The following is a 12,272-nucleotide window of genomic DNA, read 5'->3' as shown; positions in this document are numbered from 1 at the left end:
TTGTAGTTTCTAATAGAATTTTAATTACGCCCATAGGTATCTTCAAAGCGCACGATGTCATCTTCGCCCAGATAGCTACCAGACTGCACCTCAATAATTTCTAAAGGTGTTTCGCCAGGATTGGCTAATCGATGCGTTTGCCCTTGCGGGATGTAGGTACTTTGATTTTCAGTCAGGGTAATGACTTGATCACCATTGGTAATTTCAGCGGTGCCCTTCACCACGATCCAATGCTCTGCACGGTGGTGATGCATTTGTAACGAAAGGCTGGCTCCTGGCTTTACCTGAATGCGTTTTACTTTAAAGCGCTCACCTTCATCAACACTGTCATACCAGCCCCATGGTCTTGCTACTTTACGGTGTAGATTCTTTTCTTCTCTACCTTGAGACTCTAACTGCGTCACAATACTTTTAACATCTTGGCTATTTTTTCTGTCAGCAATTAATACTGCATCAGCTGTCTCGACAATCACCAGATTTTCCACACCAACAACACTGACTAATCTACTGCTAGCATGCACCAATGAGTTTTTAGAATTCGCAATCAATGTATCGCCGCTGGTCACATTGCCATCTTGATCTTGCTGACCCACTTGCCAGACTGCATCCCATGCACCTAGATCATTCCAGCCGGCATCGAGCTCAACCATTTTGATAGGAAAGTTCGACTGAGGGCATTTCTCAATCACGGCATAGTCAATAGACTCGCTTGGAATCGCTTTAAATTCTTCTTTGCCGGGACGAATGAAGCCTACACCACCAGAAGCATCTTCTGATTTTGTCTGCCAAGCATTTTGTGATGCCTCGCTAATATCAGGTCTAAATTCTGTTAAAGCAGCCAACCAAGTGCTCGCCTTTAAAACAAACATGCCGCTATTCCATAGATAGGAGCCCTCAGCTAAATAGGCCTGCGCAGTCTTGCTATCAGGCTTCTCCACGAAACGCTTAACCCCGTAAGCATTATTTAAATCTTTGCTCTCTGCACGCTGAATATAGCCATAGCCAGTTTCTGGCGCGGTTGGAGTAATGCCCAAAATAGCAATTGAGTTTGGTGTAGCTTCTACTGACTGAATGCAATCTTGCAAGGCTTTAGTAAAAGCCTTCTGATTTTGAATGGTTTGATCTGCAGGCGTAATAATCAAGATGGGATCTTCACCGTTAGATAATTGCTCTGCACAGAGTGCCGCCATACTTAAAGCAGGTGCTGTATTTCTTCCGACGGGCTCTAGTATTAATTTGGCTTTGATCAACTGCAGTTCGCGCAATTGATCCAAAACTAAGAATCGATGATCTTCATTCGTGACCACCAGGGTGTCACCTAATTTGATCTTGCTGCTGCTGTCATTGCCAACGGAGTTAATTCGCTCTACTGCTTGCTGAAATAAGCTCTGAGAAGAGCCATCGCCCGATAAAACTAAAAACTGCTTAGGGAACCCCGAGCGCGATAAAGGCCAAAGTCTGGTGCCTGACCCACCGCAAAGGATGACTGGGATAACTAAAGCCATTTGTCTATCGAAAGCCTTTTTATTTGAATAAGATTCATTTTATAGGCTTTAGCTACCTACAAAGTGCCAATTATTTATTAAAATTATTCAGGCGCACAATAGAAGACGCTATTACGCGCCAGCATTAAAAACTATAAATAAGGAGTCAAAATGACAACAGGCAATATTCCGAAGATTAACCTTCGCAACTCACTAACAGAGTGTGGTCAATCTATTCGCAAAGAAAATGCGGGTAAATACCAAAACTATGGCATTAAGGACTGCAAGGCCTCCATAGCAGCTGGACGTATCCAATAGATCTTCCTGCAGTTTAAAAAGGGGCTCTTGCCCCTTTTTTATTGCCCCTCGCTCTTGAAAATCCTGGTCACCGCGACCTTAGCCGGGTCTATTGGGATAGCGCTTACCCGTGAGATTGCTATAAGCCGCTCCGGCCAGCACCAACAGAATCGAATCGACCATTACCGGGAAAAAAGCATAGCGGAAGTGCAAAACATGGCCCAGCACCACAATTAAAGACACTGCGGCCGCTGGAGGATGCAAACACCTCAGAAAAAACATTCCCAAAATAGAAAGGCTGGCCGCTAAAGGCATAGCTATCAGAGGCTCCCCCACTAGATGGGCAATGCAAATGCCAACTAAGGCCGACAAGGTATTGCCGGCGATGACGGCCCAAGGCTGAGCCATTGGGCTGCCTGGCAAGACAAAGACCAATAAGGCGCTAGCCCCCAATGAAGCCATTAGCCATTCATCAACACCCCCAAGCTCTCCAAGATACTTGGCGGTAGTAAGCACCAACATAAGCCCAATAAAGGCCCCAAAACCAGAGCGCACTCGCTCCACCATGGCTACGGGAGGCTGGTCGCCACCCAAATAAAAAGTGTAGCGTTGCAAATTCTTTTTGATGTGGTCTTTCAGAGGAAATCTCCTAGGATGGTTTTTACCAAAAGGATACACCCCCCATTTTTTTAATCAGCAATTGACTGCAGGAATATAAAAAGCCACCCTAGGGTGGCCTTCCGTTGCCCTTAATTACACCAGAGCATCAATACAATTGATTAAAACTGCTTGTTTCTGCTTACGCTTTCTTAGCGTAAGCAGAGCACCAGCCTTTAGCAGCAACTTGCTTACCAGCAAACAATGAGCAAGGACCTGCAGCTGCGTCAGCTTTACCTTGGAACAATGCACAGCTGCTGCACTGTTGACCAGCAGCGTACTTAGCGTACTTTGCTTTATCCACTTTAGAGGCATCAGCCTTATAGCCCAATGCAGCGGCTTGTGGATCAGTTTCTGCAACCATTGCTTGAGCTTGAACTTTACCGTTCAATGCCAAAGTACAGGCACCAGCAGCAGACAAAATCATAAATTGGCGACGACTATTTTTCATGGATTCTCCAAAAATAAATCAGTGATTAACTTGCACGCGCATCTCAAAAGCATGCGCACCTTTGAAAACTAAGGGAGATCATAGTGGAGAAGATTTGCTGCTGCCACTCATGGCGTAAGTCAATGATTTATATAGAAATATAGATGAGAATTGTTCTCATAAAATCTCCTACTAAAAACGTCAATTAATTCCAGCCCTTAAGCTTCATGCAATTAATCCATTGACGGATGTGAACCCCCGAACCCACTTCGGGGTAATCCTCTTGGCATTCCTTGAGATCTCTGTTGTAAGTCGCTTTGTTATTTTTAGCGGGATTTTGGTTTTCAGAAGGGAATGTTGAGCAAGCAGCAACACTCAATACAAATACGAGCAGCGAAATTCGTAAGCTGAGCCGCATGATATTTGTAATCAATTTCTACCCTTATTAACTAACTTCATATATGCCCCATGATCACCACACGCTCTATTGAACGCAACTGCTGCGATTGAATCTTTTGCGCCAATCACACCGCTAGATTTTGTGCCCTGACCTTGGGTAGTTAAGGTGAAAGAATTTTCCTGGCAATTAGCAGTAAAACTGTACTCCGCCTGCTTGATTAAATCCTTACCCAATGTATAAGAACTCAGTCGTAGCTGGCGAACCTCTTTTTTGGTATCAACAATCGTCACTTCGTTATTAATAACTTCATAAAAGATTGGAGATTGAGCATTCACCAACTCTCGGTCTGCATCTTGCTTAGCAATCACCAGTTGCTTATTTTCTTTTTCATCAAAGATCTCAGCAGTCGGTTTTTGGGGTGTTGGCGCTGGTAGTGCGCCCTCTTGATAAAGGAAGTAATTGATATTTTGGTCGTCAATGAACTTTCTACCGCAAAGACGGGAGCGCACATAAGCCATTGCAGTTCTTGGGGCAATCTTTACCCAGCCAGAGCCATTCACGGGCTTGATATCGCCGACCAGAGGTCCCTTCGAGACAATATTCTGGGTATAAAAAGTTTCTGACCACTGATTGTTACTAAAGCAATCGATTTTTTGGCGGAACGGGCCAACCATAGTGGCGTTATAAGTTGCTAAATTACTTTTTTCTCTTGGTGCAATAAATGCATCGTAAGTAAGAAGACCATCCTCATCTTCCGTCAAGGTATAGGGATCGTAAAACCAGTTCTTGGTTTTAGATTCTGCAAGCAAAATCCAAGTGCGGTCTGTGTAATCTTTTTGATTTAAGGGTGGAACGTAGAAGAATGGAGATTCCACTTTTTCATCGGCAACAGATTGGTAACTCTGCAGCATCGGTCCTGCAGTGCAGCCCGCCATCAACAAAACAGTCAGAATAAGAAGCTTTTTCATTGCCCTACTTACGGTCAATCAAGGCTAAGAACTCTCTACGTAAATTAGAGTCTTTTAAGAAGGCTCCACGCATCACGCTGTTGATCATTTTCGAATCACGATCCTTGACACCGCGCCATTGCATACAAAAGTGATCCGCATCCATCACTACTGCCACACCAATTGGCCTAATCTTCTTCTCAAGCATATCTGCCAGCTCTACAACAGCTTCTTCCTGAATTTGTGGGCGACACATGACCCATTCGGTCAAGCGTGAGTACTTAGAAAGGCCAATCAGAGCAGACTCCTTACTAGGTAGAACACCGATCCAAATACGGCCCATGATTGGGCATAGATGATGAGAGCAAGCACTACGAACGGTAATGGGGCCAATAATCATGAGCTCATTTAAGCGGCTCACATTGGGGAACTTGGTTAAAGTGGGCTGATCAACATAACGCCCATTAAACACCTCCTGCACATACATCTTTGCTACACGACGACTCGTGTTTTGAGTGTTGTGATCATTTTCAGTATCGATGACGAGGCTTTCTAAAACAGCCTGCATTTTCTCCGCTACCTCATCTACCAAACCTTCTAATTCACCTGGCTTAATAAATGCTGAGATATTGTCATTCGCATGAAAGCGAGCCTTTTGGGCTTCGATACGACGACGAATGACTACCGATAAAGGTAAACCACCCTCTTCTTTTGTAGCATCCCTTGATTTAACGGTAGATTTTTTAATAGGAAGTTTGCTCACTATTTTTTTTGCAGGCATTTTCTGAATAGTTTTCTTAGGGGTTGGCATAAAAACTTTCTAGGGGAAAAATAGCGGCTATCGAACAGGGTCTAAATTGACCATTCTTCCACTTGAAGATTAGGAATACGATGAAACTCTCGTGCATTATTAGTGATCAAACCGCTGGATTCAGATAAGGCATGGGCTGCAATCATTAAATCCATGCCACCAATGGGTTGACCCATTCTCTCTAGCCCAGAACGAATTTGAGCGTAATGGTGCGTAGCCTCCACCGGCCATGGACGAATTTCAAAACCATCTATCCATGCTTCAATCGCCGCACTAAAACGTGGCGATGCTAATTTTGCCGCTCCAAACCTCAGCTCTGCAGCAACAATGGCAGATAACCATACTTCATCATGCTCCAGCCCAGCAAAGCGCTCCAACATCTTTTGCGGATGTCTGCGCAATATATAGCTACAAATATTGGTATCTAAGGTTTTTTGTTTTTTTACCAATCTAAGTCCAATCACGCTCTTGTGCTGGTGAATCATCCCGATCCTGTAAAAAGTTCTCTGGAAGAGGATCAGTCTGTTGATAAAAAGTACTGAGCCATTGACCCAGATTGTGCTCTTTCTCAACATCAGGCGTAACCCAAAGCGCATTACCCACTTGTTCTATGCGGACTTGCTTGGATTGAAAGCGTAACTTCGCGGGCAGACGAATCGCTTGACTGCGCCCGCTCATAAATAATTTGGCAATACTTGTCATTTGACCCTCCACATCTATGGGGATATTTTGTAATATAGCAATGATATATTACATCTAAAAATCAAGCAAATGCCTAAACACCTTTACATTTGAAAAAACAAGCCCACTACACAAATCATGCCAAACAGCCAAACGATGGATCTCGTGGTTGGCCAATTAGCGATATAGCAAATGAGATAGGCGATACGGGCAATTACAAAACCCATTGCCAGTAAGTCAATTCTGTCCTGTGGAGCATGAGCTACGGATGCAATGATCACGGCGGCAAAGAACAAAGGGAGCGACTCAAATAGATTGGCTTGAGCAGCATTAGCCCTGGCTCTAAACCCCGTTTGCTTTGCCAGCCATTGCCGTGGCATCGCATTGTCATAACCCTGAAAACCTTTTTTAGCAATACCTGCTGCGACATAAGGTAAAAGACCCATCAACAGAATGCAAGCGTAAGCAATAGTCATAAGAAGTACCGTTAGTTATTTTTTGGTTATGTTGGATGAATTATGTTGGAGTCTTTTTAGAGCCAATACGACTCTCTTTGCCATTGAGTAAATTCTGAATGTTGCTTCGATGGCGCCAGATAAGTAATGCACATACGGCCAAGAGAGCCAAGCCCATCGGCTGAAAGCCGAATAAGAAAACAAAATAGATGGGGCCAAAGATTGCAGCAGCCAATGCCGCTAAAGAAGAGTAGCGCATAAACATCGCCACAATAATCCAAGTGCTCAGCGTAGCTAACCCCAAAATCCAATTGATGCCAAACAAAATACCGCAAGCAGTAGCAACACCTTTGCCACCTTTAAAGCCATGGAATATAGGAAAGAGATGGCCTAAAAATACTGCGAGCACCACACCACACAAAAGCCATGAGTTCATCGTGGATGTCAGAGATTCATCTCCGAGCAATACTCGCGCCAGCATGACGGCAAAGTAACCCTTTAAAGCATCCCCAATCAGCGTTAAAACGGCAGCCAACTTATTACCAGTACGTAGCACATTGGTGGCGCCAGGATTGCCGGAGCCATAGGAGTGAGGATCGGGTAAGCGCATACACTTACTCACCACTACCGCGAATGAAATGGAGCCAATAAGATAGGCAAGTGGAATGAGCAAGAGGTCTAAGGTGAAATTCATGGTGATATCTTAAACACTTATCTTGATAGTGATTCTTGGGCTACCAAGCTCCGTTGGAGCAGAGGAGTCGGCAGACCCATACTCAGGCAGCCTGCAGTACATCAGAAACCCAAGCATTAATACTTTTTCCAGACGCCTGAGCAACTCTAGCCACTTTTGCATGGATTTCAGGAGAAATGCGCAACATCAATTTTCCAGAGTATGGTTTTTGTGGTTTTACGCCATGAGCTTCAGACATTGCGATATATCCATCAACAGCCGCTTCGAAGGCTTTAATTAACTCTGAAGCAGACTCGCCATGAAAAGACACAATATCAGTGATGCCCGTTAAGTGACCCACAAAAATACGGTCATCAACATCAAACTCAATGCTGGCAGAATAATTTTTATAACTCAATGGCTTGTTCATAACTTAACTCCTATTAAAACCAAAAAACTTTGAATATCTTTTACCTGATACCGTTTTGCTTCTTTGCCGGGATGTGGCCTATGCAAATCCAAGCGATGGTTATGCATCAAAAAACTTACCCTAGAACCTTCGCCCTCAACGCACTTACTGCCAACCGCTACTAACAATCATTCAATTTTTCTCCACTCTATTGTTGCTGAAGTGGGTTAAGCAAATATAGCCTGTAAGGTTTTTTGATGTTTGCTATTCATTTTTCATATGATATCATGAAATGATATCATTTTAAACATCACCCCCTTGGATGATGCTGCGAATGTATGGATTTCAGTCTTTCTCTGGCCACATGGGTATAAATCTGAGTAGTAGAGATATCGGCATGGCCTAAAAGGAGCTGCACCACCCTTAAATCCGCTCCATGGTTCAGTAAATGGGTTGCAAATGCATGACGCAGGGTATGGGGTGATAGAGCTACCGGAATATTGGCCAATGTGGCATAGCGTTTAATCAGCGCCCAGAATGCTTGACGAGTTAAACCGGTGCCGGTGTGGCGTCCTACAAATACAGCATCCGTTGTTTTACCTTCCAATAAAGGGGTTCGTGCTTCTGCTAAGTAACGCCTTAACCACTGCCCTGCTTCACCACCAAATGGCACTAAGCGTTCTTTACCGCCTTTACCATTCACTACTCTTACTACACCCTCATTCAAACCCAGGGCAACCGTTTTTAAAGAAACAATTTCGGATACGCGTAAACCGCTGGCGTACATTAATTCCAACATAGTGCGATCACGCAAACCTAAAGGGGTTTCAATATCGGGTGCATTGAGTAATGCAGTGACTTGATCTTCGCTCAGCGTCTTTGGAAACCGTAGCGCTTGTTTAGCAGCGCGCAAACCAATACAAGGATCGCTCTTTACTAAATTGATACGGAGTGCATGACGATAGAAGCGCTTGAATACCGTTAAGCGTCGATTAGCCGTAGTTGCTTTGTCGGCACGTCGGTGCGCTATGTAGGCGGTAAGATCTTTTTCAGTAACGCCGTACAGATCGGCACCAGAGTCCTTATATAACCACTGGGCCAATAACAACAAGTCTCTACGGTATGCAGACAAGCTATTTTGAGCTAACCCATCCTCTAGCCAGCAAGCATCGCAGAAGCGCTCAATGGCCTCTTGGCTTATCTGGGAGATTGGAGGTGTATTTTTTTTCATCCTATCGGTTTGATGCGGCACGATAAGCCGCTTCTACAGCGCGAAGAATAGTTGCGTGCAAGGTTCCTAGCTTAGGTGTATTGCCATGCGGGCTTCTAGCGGGCACTTTGAAATAGCGCTCAGACCACGGCAGATCCACAATCACCTTGAAATCAAACTTTGTGTCGTAAGCCAATCCAGCTAGTGCGTAAGCAGCTGGATTCTTGGTATGGGTTATCGCCACCTCGCCAGTTTTACGTCTTGTCAGATTTTGGGATGTTCCATATGCCACGCTAACCTGATTGCCATCATCCCTACGCTCGACACTCAGGACAATGGCTGGTCTGGGTTTGGGTCCTGGCTCACTATTAGGAACTTCTGGAAACAAACACCAAACGATATCGCCAGGTGCTGGCAACATCCAAGCCTGACTCATACAAACAATGCATCGCGTGCAAGCAGTTTTCCTTTTGGTAAGCGCTTGGCTGCATCCTTGCGTAATGCCAAGACTTGTTTTGCGGTCAACGGACCATCATCAGGGGCATATGAAGGTAAAACATCAGTAGCAAATTTTGACAAGGCCATATGGATAACCTGCGTTTCATTGACATCGAGCTCTTTAGCAATTGCCTTAACAGTAGTTCGAGTCACGCCAAATTGGGTGTCTTTAGAGCGGAATTTGACCAACAGGTTTTCGTTTGAAGATCTCATCATGGCACCCCCTTAATTTATATATATAAAATATATACCATATTGGATGCAATTGCAATCCTTACGCGCTCATTGAATAGATGGGATTTAACCCAAATCAACGAAAGATTATGGATACCTGATTTAGCTAATTTCTAGGTTCTTTCACCAAATAAAGTCCTATATCAATTTTCTAAATACCCCAACTTGAGACTTCATAGTCGCAGAGTGGGGTCTTAGATTTGGTGTTGCCACTCTAAATGCTTTATTTAAATCACAATAATCAGAAGCATCATTCATTTCCCAAAACCGTCTTTCATCAAGTTCTGATTGAAATACAGGAATGGGTTTAAGCGTCTTCATTGCACCAAGCTTCTTCTTAGTCACGGAAATTATTAAAGCCCAATGGCGCCTCTGTTACTTCTTTTTTAAGTAAGGCCATGGTTTCTTGTAAGTCATCACGCTTGGCGCCGGTGACACGCACCGCATCACCCTGAATACTGGCTTGCACTTTGAGCTTGCTATCTTTAATGATGCGCACCACTTTTTTTGCCAAGTCCGAAGTGATTCCTTTTTGAATCTTCATCGTTTGCTTACGCTTATCACTGCCAATGGTTTCTGTTTTCTCATCCTTAAGATAGCGCACATCCACATTGCGCTTGGCCATTTTATTAATCAGGACATCACGCACTTGACCCAATTTAAAGTCATCATCACCAAATAAGATTAATGCCTCATCTTTTTGTTCAACACGGCTATCAGAGCCCTTGAAGTCAAAACGATTGGTAATTTCTTTATTGGATTGCTCGATGGCATTTTTGAGCTCAACCATGTCTGGCTCACAAACTACGTCAAATGTTGGCATTTTTACTCCCTATGTTTTCTCGTAATTACTCTCGTAATCTTTACATTTTCTGGCTATTTTGGCGTCCATCGCAGATTTCTTGCTTCCTGTGCTACCAAAAAATAGGCTCTGGATTCTTTTACGAATAAGATTGTGGCATGAACCGTGCTCAAAATGCGCCCCAACCCGCAAAATTGATCCCAAATTTGGGTTTGAAGCACCGCAACACCTTTGGCTTTGACGCTAGCGCGGAACTGGCCTACGAAATTACCGCGCCCGAGCAAATTCCTGAAGTTATTGCAGAAGTTGCAGAAAAAAAACTGCCATGGCGGGTTTTAGGCGGAGGTAGCAATGTCATTCTCCCAAGCACCTTACCGGGAGCCACCCTCCTCATGAATATCGCTGGGCAAGAAATCATTTCCTCCGATGAAAAGGCAAGCTATTTAGCAGTTGGTGCTGGTGTTAACTGGCATGAACTCGTTGCTTGGACACTCGAGAAAGATTTGCCCGGCCTAGAAAACTTAGCACTCATTCCCGGCACAGTTGGGGCAGCACCCATTCAAAATATCGGCGCCTATGGTGTTGAAATTGCAGATTACATTGATAGCATTGAAGCATTTGATGCAAAAAACTATGCCTTTGTCACCCTCCAAAATGAGGCATGCCACTTTGCTTACCGCGATAGCTACTTCAAGCAAAATCCCCACCGCTTTATCGTGACAAAGGTCGTTTTTAAGCTGCCTAAAGCTTGGCAGGCTCGCATCCACTATGCAGATCTTACAAGGCAATTTTCTGAGAACGCCAACCCGAGTCCTGAAGATATCTTCTTAGCAGTATGTAAGGTGCGCACACATAAGCTGCCAGATCCCAAAGTAATTGGTAATGCTGGTAGTTTCTTTCAGAATCCTATAGTTCCTATTGAACAGTATGAAACTTTACTTAGAGCTCATGCGAATCTAGTGTCTTATCCAGATGCAGCTGGTAAACGTAAGCTCGCAGCAGGTTGGCTTATCGATCAATGCGGCTTCAAGGGTCAACGCATGGGCTCGGTTGGTGTTTATGAACATCAAGCGCTTGTACTGGTTAACCATGGCGGTGGTACCGCTCAAGATATTTTAGGTTTAGCCAAATGCATTCAGGAAAAAGTGCACGACAAATTTGGTGTTAGCTTACAGATTGAGCCCAATATTTTGTAAATCGTGCTTATTACTACCGTACATTAGCTAGATCCAATAATTCTGGGTATTGCTTCAGCAAAGCAGTCTTTCCTTGATTTAAACGCTTAAGCCAACCAGGTCCACGTGAAATTGCATCTATCCATGCTCGCCTAATTAACTCTCCATTACCCTCATCAAATAGAACTTTGAAAATTGCTGCGGCTTGACCTAAGTCTTTATTTGCTTTGACGCGCTCATTCATAGGCCGCTCCCCATAAACAATTAACTTATGTATTGCATAGCGCTCTGGGGCTGGGATATTCACAATGCAAGCACCCTCTTTAGATAAGAGCACAGTCTGTGTAGTATCTACCAGTGAAAACTCCATAAATTTAAGGCATTCCAGAGTCAAACCCAATTCAGGCAACACCACTGGCCCACCACTTCGAGTTTGGGGGGTAACAAAATCTAGCCGTAGTTCCGGATCCCTGGGATTGCGATATTGAGCACCTGTTTTTCCTGAAAATTCAGTAATGGGTAACAAGCCCATCTCCAACGAATTTAAGGCATCGTGCACTGAGATTTTGACATTTGCCCCTAATGCGATTGAAACATTTTTTCCTGCGTGAGCAAAATCTACATCCATTGTTGTATTGGAAGATAGCCATTTCACCCCCAACATATTTCCCATGGCAAGAAATGCATGTGTGCCAATCAATATTCCACCAGCGCTGAAAAATCCATAATGACGTAAGCGATTCACTACGCGAAAATGCTTGGTTAATGTTGACTCACAACCAAGCGCTTCCGCCGATAGCGCCAGCCTTTTGATCTTAGTCGATCGATCACTTACTTTCAGAGCTTGATGTTTTTTAATAAGCTGAGTAACGCGTTGATCCTCAGGACCCACATAAGCCATACGACCTACACCATCAATATCACGATAGCCGTAATAAATATAAGTCTTACCTTTTTGAACTTGCTTATGAAAGGATCCTGGCAATTCTTTAAATTGATTGATATTTTCAACGTGCAATTGATCCTGCAGTTCGGCATAAGCCGTTTGCGCGGACAATGAAAGTGATTCATATAGCTTGGTACTCATTTGGTTATTATACAAAAATTTA

20 protein-coding genes are annotated in these 12,272 nt (G+C 43.9%); 2 read left to right on the top strand and 18 right to left on the bottom strand.

What is annotated here, in order from left to right; translation table 11 throughout:
* Positions 1 to 20 precede the first annotated feature (20 nt).
* The gene (locus ICE90_RS02965) at positions 21 to 1,505 is read right to left on the bottom strand and encodes a mannose-1-phosphate guanylyltransferase/mannose-6-phosphate isomerase (protein WP_216190798.1); all 1,485 of its coding nucleotides are present in this window, start codon (positions 1,503 to 1,505) and stop codon (positions 21 to 23) included.
* Positions 1,506 to 1,655: 150 nt separating this feature from the next.
* Between ICE90_RS02965 and ICE90_RS02960 the strand changes: the two genes are divergently transcribed.
* Complete coding sequence (locus ICE90_RS02960; protein WP_216190797.1) at positions 1,656 to 1,802, top strand: hypothetical protein; 147 nt, start codon at positions 1,656 to 1,658, stop codon at positions 1,800 to 1,802.
* A 78-nt stretch (positions 1,803 to 1,880) separates the two neighbouring features.
* On the opposite strand, the gene ICE90_RS02955 is transcribed toward ICE90_RS02960, so the two are convergent.
* From ICE90_RS02955 to ICE90_RS02880, 16 genes are all read right to left on the bottom strand, one after another.
* The gene (locus tag ICE90_RS02955) at positions 1,881 to 2,396 is read right to left on the bottom strand and encodes an HPP family protein (protein ID WP_255533276.1); all 516 of its coding nucleotides are present in this window, start codon (positions 2,394 to 2,396) and stop codon (positions 1,881 to 1,883) included.
* Positions 2,397 to 2,580: 184 nt separating this feature from the next.
* Positions 2,581 to 2,889 carry a high-potential iron-sulfur protein gene (locus ICE90_RS02950; RefSeq protein WP_215321486.1) on the bottom strand — a complete coding sequence of 103 codons (309 nt, stop codon included), beginning with the start codon at positions 2,887 to 2,889 and terminating at the stop codon, positions 2,581 to 2,583.
* A 184-nt stretch (positions 2,890 to 3,073) separates the two neighbouring features.
* On the bottom strand, positions 3,074 to 3,286 hold the full coding sequence (locus ICE90_RS02945; RefSeq protein ID WP_216190795.1) for a hypothetical protein: 213 nt from the start codon (positions 3,284 to 3,286) through the stop codon (positions 3,074 to 3,076).
* Positions 3,287 to 3,297: 11 nt separating this feature from the next.
* Positions 3,298 to 4,236 (bottom strand): hypothetical protein, encoded by a 939-nt coding sequence (locus tag ICE90_RS02940; protein WP_216190794.1) that lies wholly within the window; start codon positions 4,234 to 4,236, stop codon positions 3,298 to 3,300.
* Between the two features lie 4 nt (positions 4,237 to 4,240).
* Entirely contained in the window at positions 4,241 to 5,026 is a 786-nt protein-coding gene (gene folE, locus ICE90_RS02935; RefSeq protein WP_255533275.1) for a GTP cyclohydrolase I, read from the bottom strand.
* 41 nt (positions 5,027 to 5,067) lie between these two features.
* The gene (locus tag ICE90_RS02930) at positions 5,068 to 5,511 is read right to left on the bottom strand and encodes a type II toxin-antitoxin system VapC family toxin (RefSeq protein WP_215321483.1); all 444 of its coding nucleotides are present in this window, start codon (positions 5,509 to 5,511) and stop codon (positions 5,068 to 5,070) included.
* On the bottom strand, positions 5,477 to 5,728 hold the full coding sequence (locus ICE90_RS02925; RefSeq protein ID WP_215321482.1) for an antitoxin: 252 nt from the start codon (positions 5,726 to 5,728) through the stop codon (positions 5,477 to 5,479). Before ICE90_RS02925 ends, ICE90_RS02930 begins: the two co-directional genes overlap by 35 nt.
* An 83-nt stretch (positions 5,729 to 5,811) precedes the next feature.
* Complete coding sequence (locus ICE90_RS02920; protein WP_216154443.1) at positions 5,812 to 6,183, bottom strand: MAPEG family protein; 372 nt, start codon at positions 6,181 to 6,183, stop codon at positions 5,812 to 5,814.
* A 40-nt stretch (positions 6,184 to 6,223) separates the two neighbouring features.
* Complete coding sequence (plsY, locus tag ICE90_RS02915) at positions 6,224 to 6,856, bottom strand: glycerol-3-phosphate 1-O-acyltransferase PlsY (RefSeq protein ID WP_215321480.1); 633 nt, start codon at positions 6,854 to 6,856, stop codon at positions 6,224 to 6,226.
* 82 nt (positions 6,857 to 6,938) lie between these two features.
* Positions 6,939 to 7,265 carry a type II toxin-antitoxin system HicB family antitoxin gene (locus tag ICE90_RS02910; protein ID WP_216190793.1) on the bottom strand — a complete coding sequence of 109 codons (327 nt, stop codon included), beginning with the start codon at positions 7,263 to 7,265 and terminating at the stop codon, positions 6,939 to 6,941.
* The gene (locus tag ICE90_RS02905; protein WP_255533274.1) at positions 7,262 to 7,432 is read right to left on the bottom strand and encodes a type II toxin-antitoxin system HicA family toxin; all 171 of its coding nucleotides are present in this window, start codon (positions 7,430 to 7,432) and stop codon (positions 7,262 to 7,264) included. The genes ICE90_RS02910 and ICE90_RS02905 overlap by 4 nt, the downstream gene beginning before the upstream one ends.
* 122 nt (positions 7,433 to 7,554) lie before the next feature.
* Positions 7,555 to 8,475, bottom strand: coding sequence for a site-specific tyrosine recombinase XerD (xerD, locus tag ICE90_RS02900; RefSeq protein WP_216190792.1), 921 nt, complete (start codon positions 8,473 to 8,475; stop codon positions 7,555 to 7,557).
* Position 8,476: 1 nt separating this feature from the next.
* Positions 8,477 to 8,890 carry a type II toxin-antitoxin system PemK/MazF family toxin gene (locus tag ICE90_RS02895; RefSeq protein ID WP_216190791.1) on the bottom strand — a complete coding sequence of 138 codons (414 nt, stop codon included), beginning with the start codon at positions 8,888 to 8,890 and terminating at the stop codon, positions 8,477 to 8,479.
* Entirely contained in the window at positions 8,887 to 9,168 is a 282-nt protein-coding gene (locus tag ICE90_RS02890) for a hypothetical protein (RefSeq protein ID WP_216191357.1), read from the bottom strand. The genes ICE90_RS02895 and ICE90_RS02890 overlap by 4 nt, the downstream gene beginning before the upstream one ends.
* 156 nt (positions 9,169 to 9,324) lie before the next feature.
* Positions 9,325 to 9,507, bottom strand: a complete 183-nt coding sequence (locus ICE90_RS10870; RefSeq protein ID WP_370624644.1) for a CopG family antitoxin — start codon at positions 9,505 to 9,507, stop codon at positions 9,325 to 9,327.
* Between the two features lie 16 nt (positions 9,508 to 9,523).
* Positions 9,524 to 10,009, bottom strand: a complete 486-nt coding sequence (locus ICE90_RS02880) for a YajQ family cyclic di-GMP-binding protein (protein WP_215321476.1) — start codon at positions 10,007 to 10,009, stop codon at positions 9,524 to 9,526.
* Positions 10,010 to 10,146: 137 nt separating this feature from the next.
* Between ICE90_RS02880 and murB the strand changes: the two genes are divergently transcribed.
* Positions 10,147 to 11,184 (top strand): UDP-N-acetylmuramate dehydrogenase, encoded by a 1,038-nt coding sequence (gene murB / locus ICE90_RS02875; RefSeq protein ID WP_216190789.1) that lies wholly within the window; start codon positions 10,147 to 10,149, stop codon positions 11,182 to 11,184.
* A 13-nt stretch (positions 11,185 to 11,197) separates the two neighbouring features.
* Here the strand turns inward: murB and ICE90_RS02870 are convergent, their stop codons facing one another.
* The gene (locus ICE90_RS02870) at positions 11,198 to 12,250 is read right to left on the bottom strand and encodes a GSU2403 family nucleotidyltransferase fold protein (protein WP_216154437.1); all 1,053 of its coding nucleotides are present in this window, start codon (positions 12,248 to 12,250) and stop codon (positions 11,198 to 11,200) included.
* Positions 12,251 to 12,272 lie beyond the last annotated feature (22 nt).

The organism is Polynucleobacter sp. AP-RePozz3-80-G7 (genome assembly GCF_018882145.1).
In the GTDB taxonomy this organism is placed as follows: Bacteria; Pseudomonadota; Gammaproteobacteria; order Burkholderiales; family Burkholderiaceae; genus Polynucleobacter.
Note: the sequence above shows the minus strand (reverse complement) of the source record. Positions and strands in the feature narration are given on the sequence as shown.

Coding starts and splice junctions, on each gene's coding strand:
- folE (WP_255533275.1), bottom strand. CDS start 5,026: ATGCCAACCCCTAAGAAAACTATTCAGAAAATGCCTGCAAAAAAAATA.
- ICE90_RS02930 (WP_215321483.1), bottom strand. CDS start 5,511: ATGATTCACCAGCACAAGAGCGTGATTGGACTTAGATTGGTAAAAAAA.
- ICE90_RS02895 (WP_216190791.1), bottom strand. CDS start 8,890: ATGAGTCAGGCTTGGATGTTGCCAGCACCTGGCGATATCGTTTGGTGT.
- ICE90_RS02880 (WP_215321476.1), bottom strand. CDS start 10,009: ATGCCAACATTTGACGTAGTTTGTGAGCCAGACATGGTTGAGCTCAAA.
- murB (WP_216190789.1), top strand. CDS start 10,147: ATGAACCGTGCTCAAAATGCGCCCCAACCCGCAAAATTGATCCCAAAT.
- ICE90_RS02960 (WP_216190797.1), top strand. CDS start 1,656: ATGACAACAGGCAATATTCCGAAGATTAACCTTCGCAACTCACTAACA.
- ICE90_RS02920 (WP_216154443.1), bottom strand. CDS start 6,183: ATGACTATTGCTTACGCTTGCATTCTGTTGATGGGTCTTTTACCTTAT.
- ICE90_RS02925 (WP_215321482.1), bottom strand. CDS start 5,728: ATGACAAGTATTGCCAAATTATTTATGAGCGGGCGCAGTCAAGCGATT.
- ICE90_RS02945 (WP_216190795.1), bottom strand. CDS start 3,286: ATGCGGCTCAGCTTACGAATTTCGCTGCTCGTATTTGTATTGAGTGTT.
- plsY (WP_215321480.1), bottom strand. CDS start 6,856: ATGAATTTCACCTTAGACCTCTTGCTCATTCCACTTGCCTATCTTATT.
- ICE90_RS02890 (WP_216191357.1), bottom strand. CDS start 9,168: ATGATGAGATCTTCAAACGAAAACCTGTTGGTCAAATTCCGCTCTAAA.
- ICE90_RS02965 (WP_216190798.1), bottom strand. CDS start 1,505: ATGGCTTTAGTTATCCCAGTCATCCTTTGCGGTGGGTCAGGCACCAGA.
- xerD (WP_216190792.1), bottom strand. CDS start 8,475: ATGAAAAAAAATACACCTCCAATCTCCCAGATAAGCCAAGAGGCCATT.
- ICE90_RS02950 (WP_215321486.1), bottom strand. CDS start 2,889: ATGAAAAATAGTCGTCGCCAATTTATGATTTTGTCTGCTGCTGGTGCC.
- ICE90_RS10870 (WP_370624644.1), bottom strand. CDS start 9,507: ATGAAGACGCTTAAACCCATTCCTGTATTTCAATCAGAACTTGATGAA.
- ICE90_RS02940 (WP_216190794.1), bottom strand. CDS start 4,236: ATGAAAAAGCTTCTTATTCTGACTGTTTTGTTGATGGCGGGCTGCACT.
- ICE90_RS02870 (WP_216154437.1), bottom strand. CDS start 12,250: ATGAGTACCAAGCTATATGAATCACTTTCATTGTCCGCGCAAACGGCT.
- ICE90_RS02910 (WP_216190793.1), bottom strand. CDS start 7,265: ATGAACAAGCCATTGAGTTATAAAAATTATTCTGCCAGCATTGAGTTT.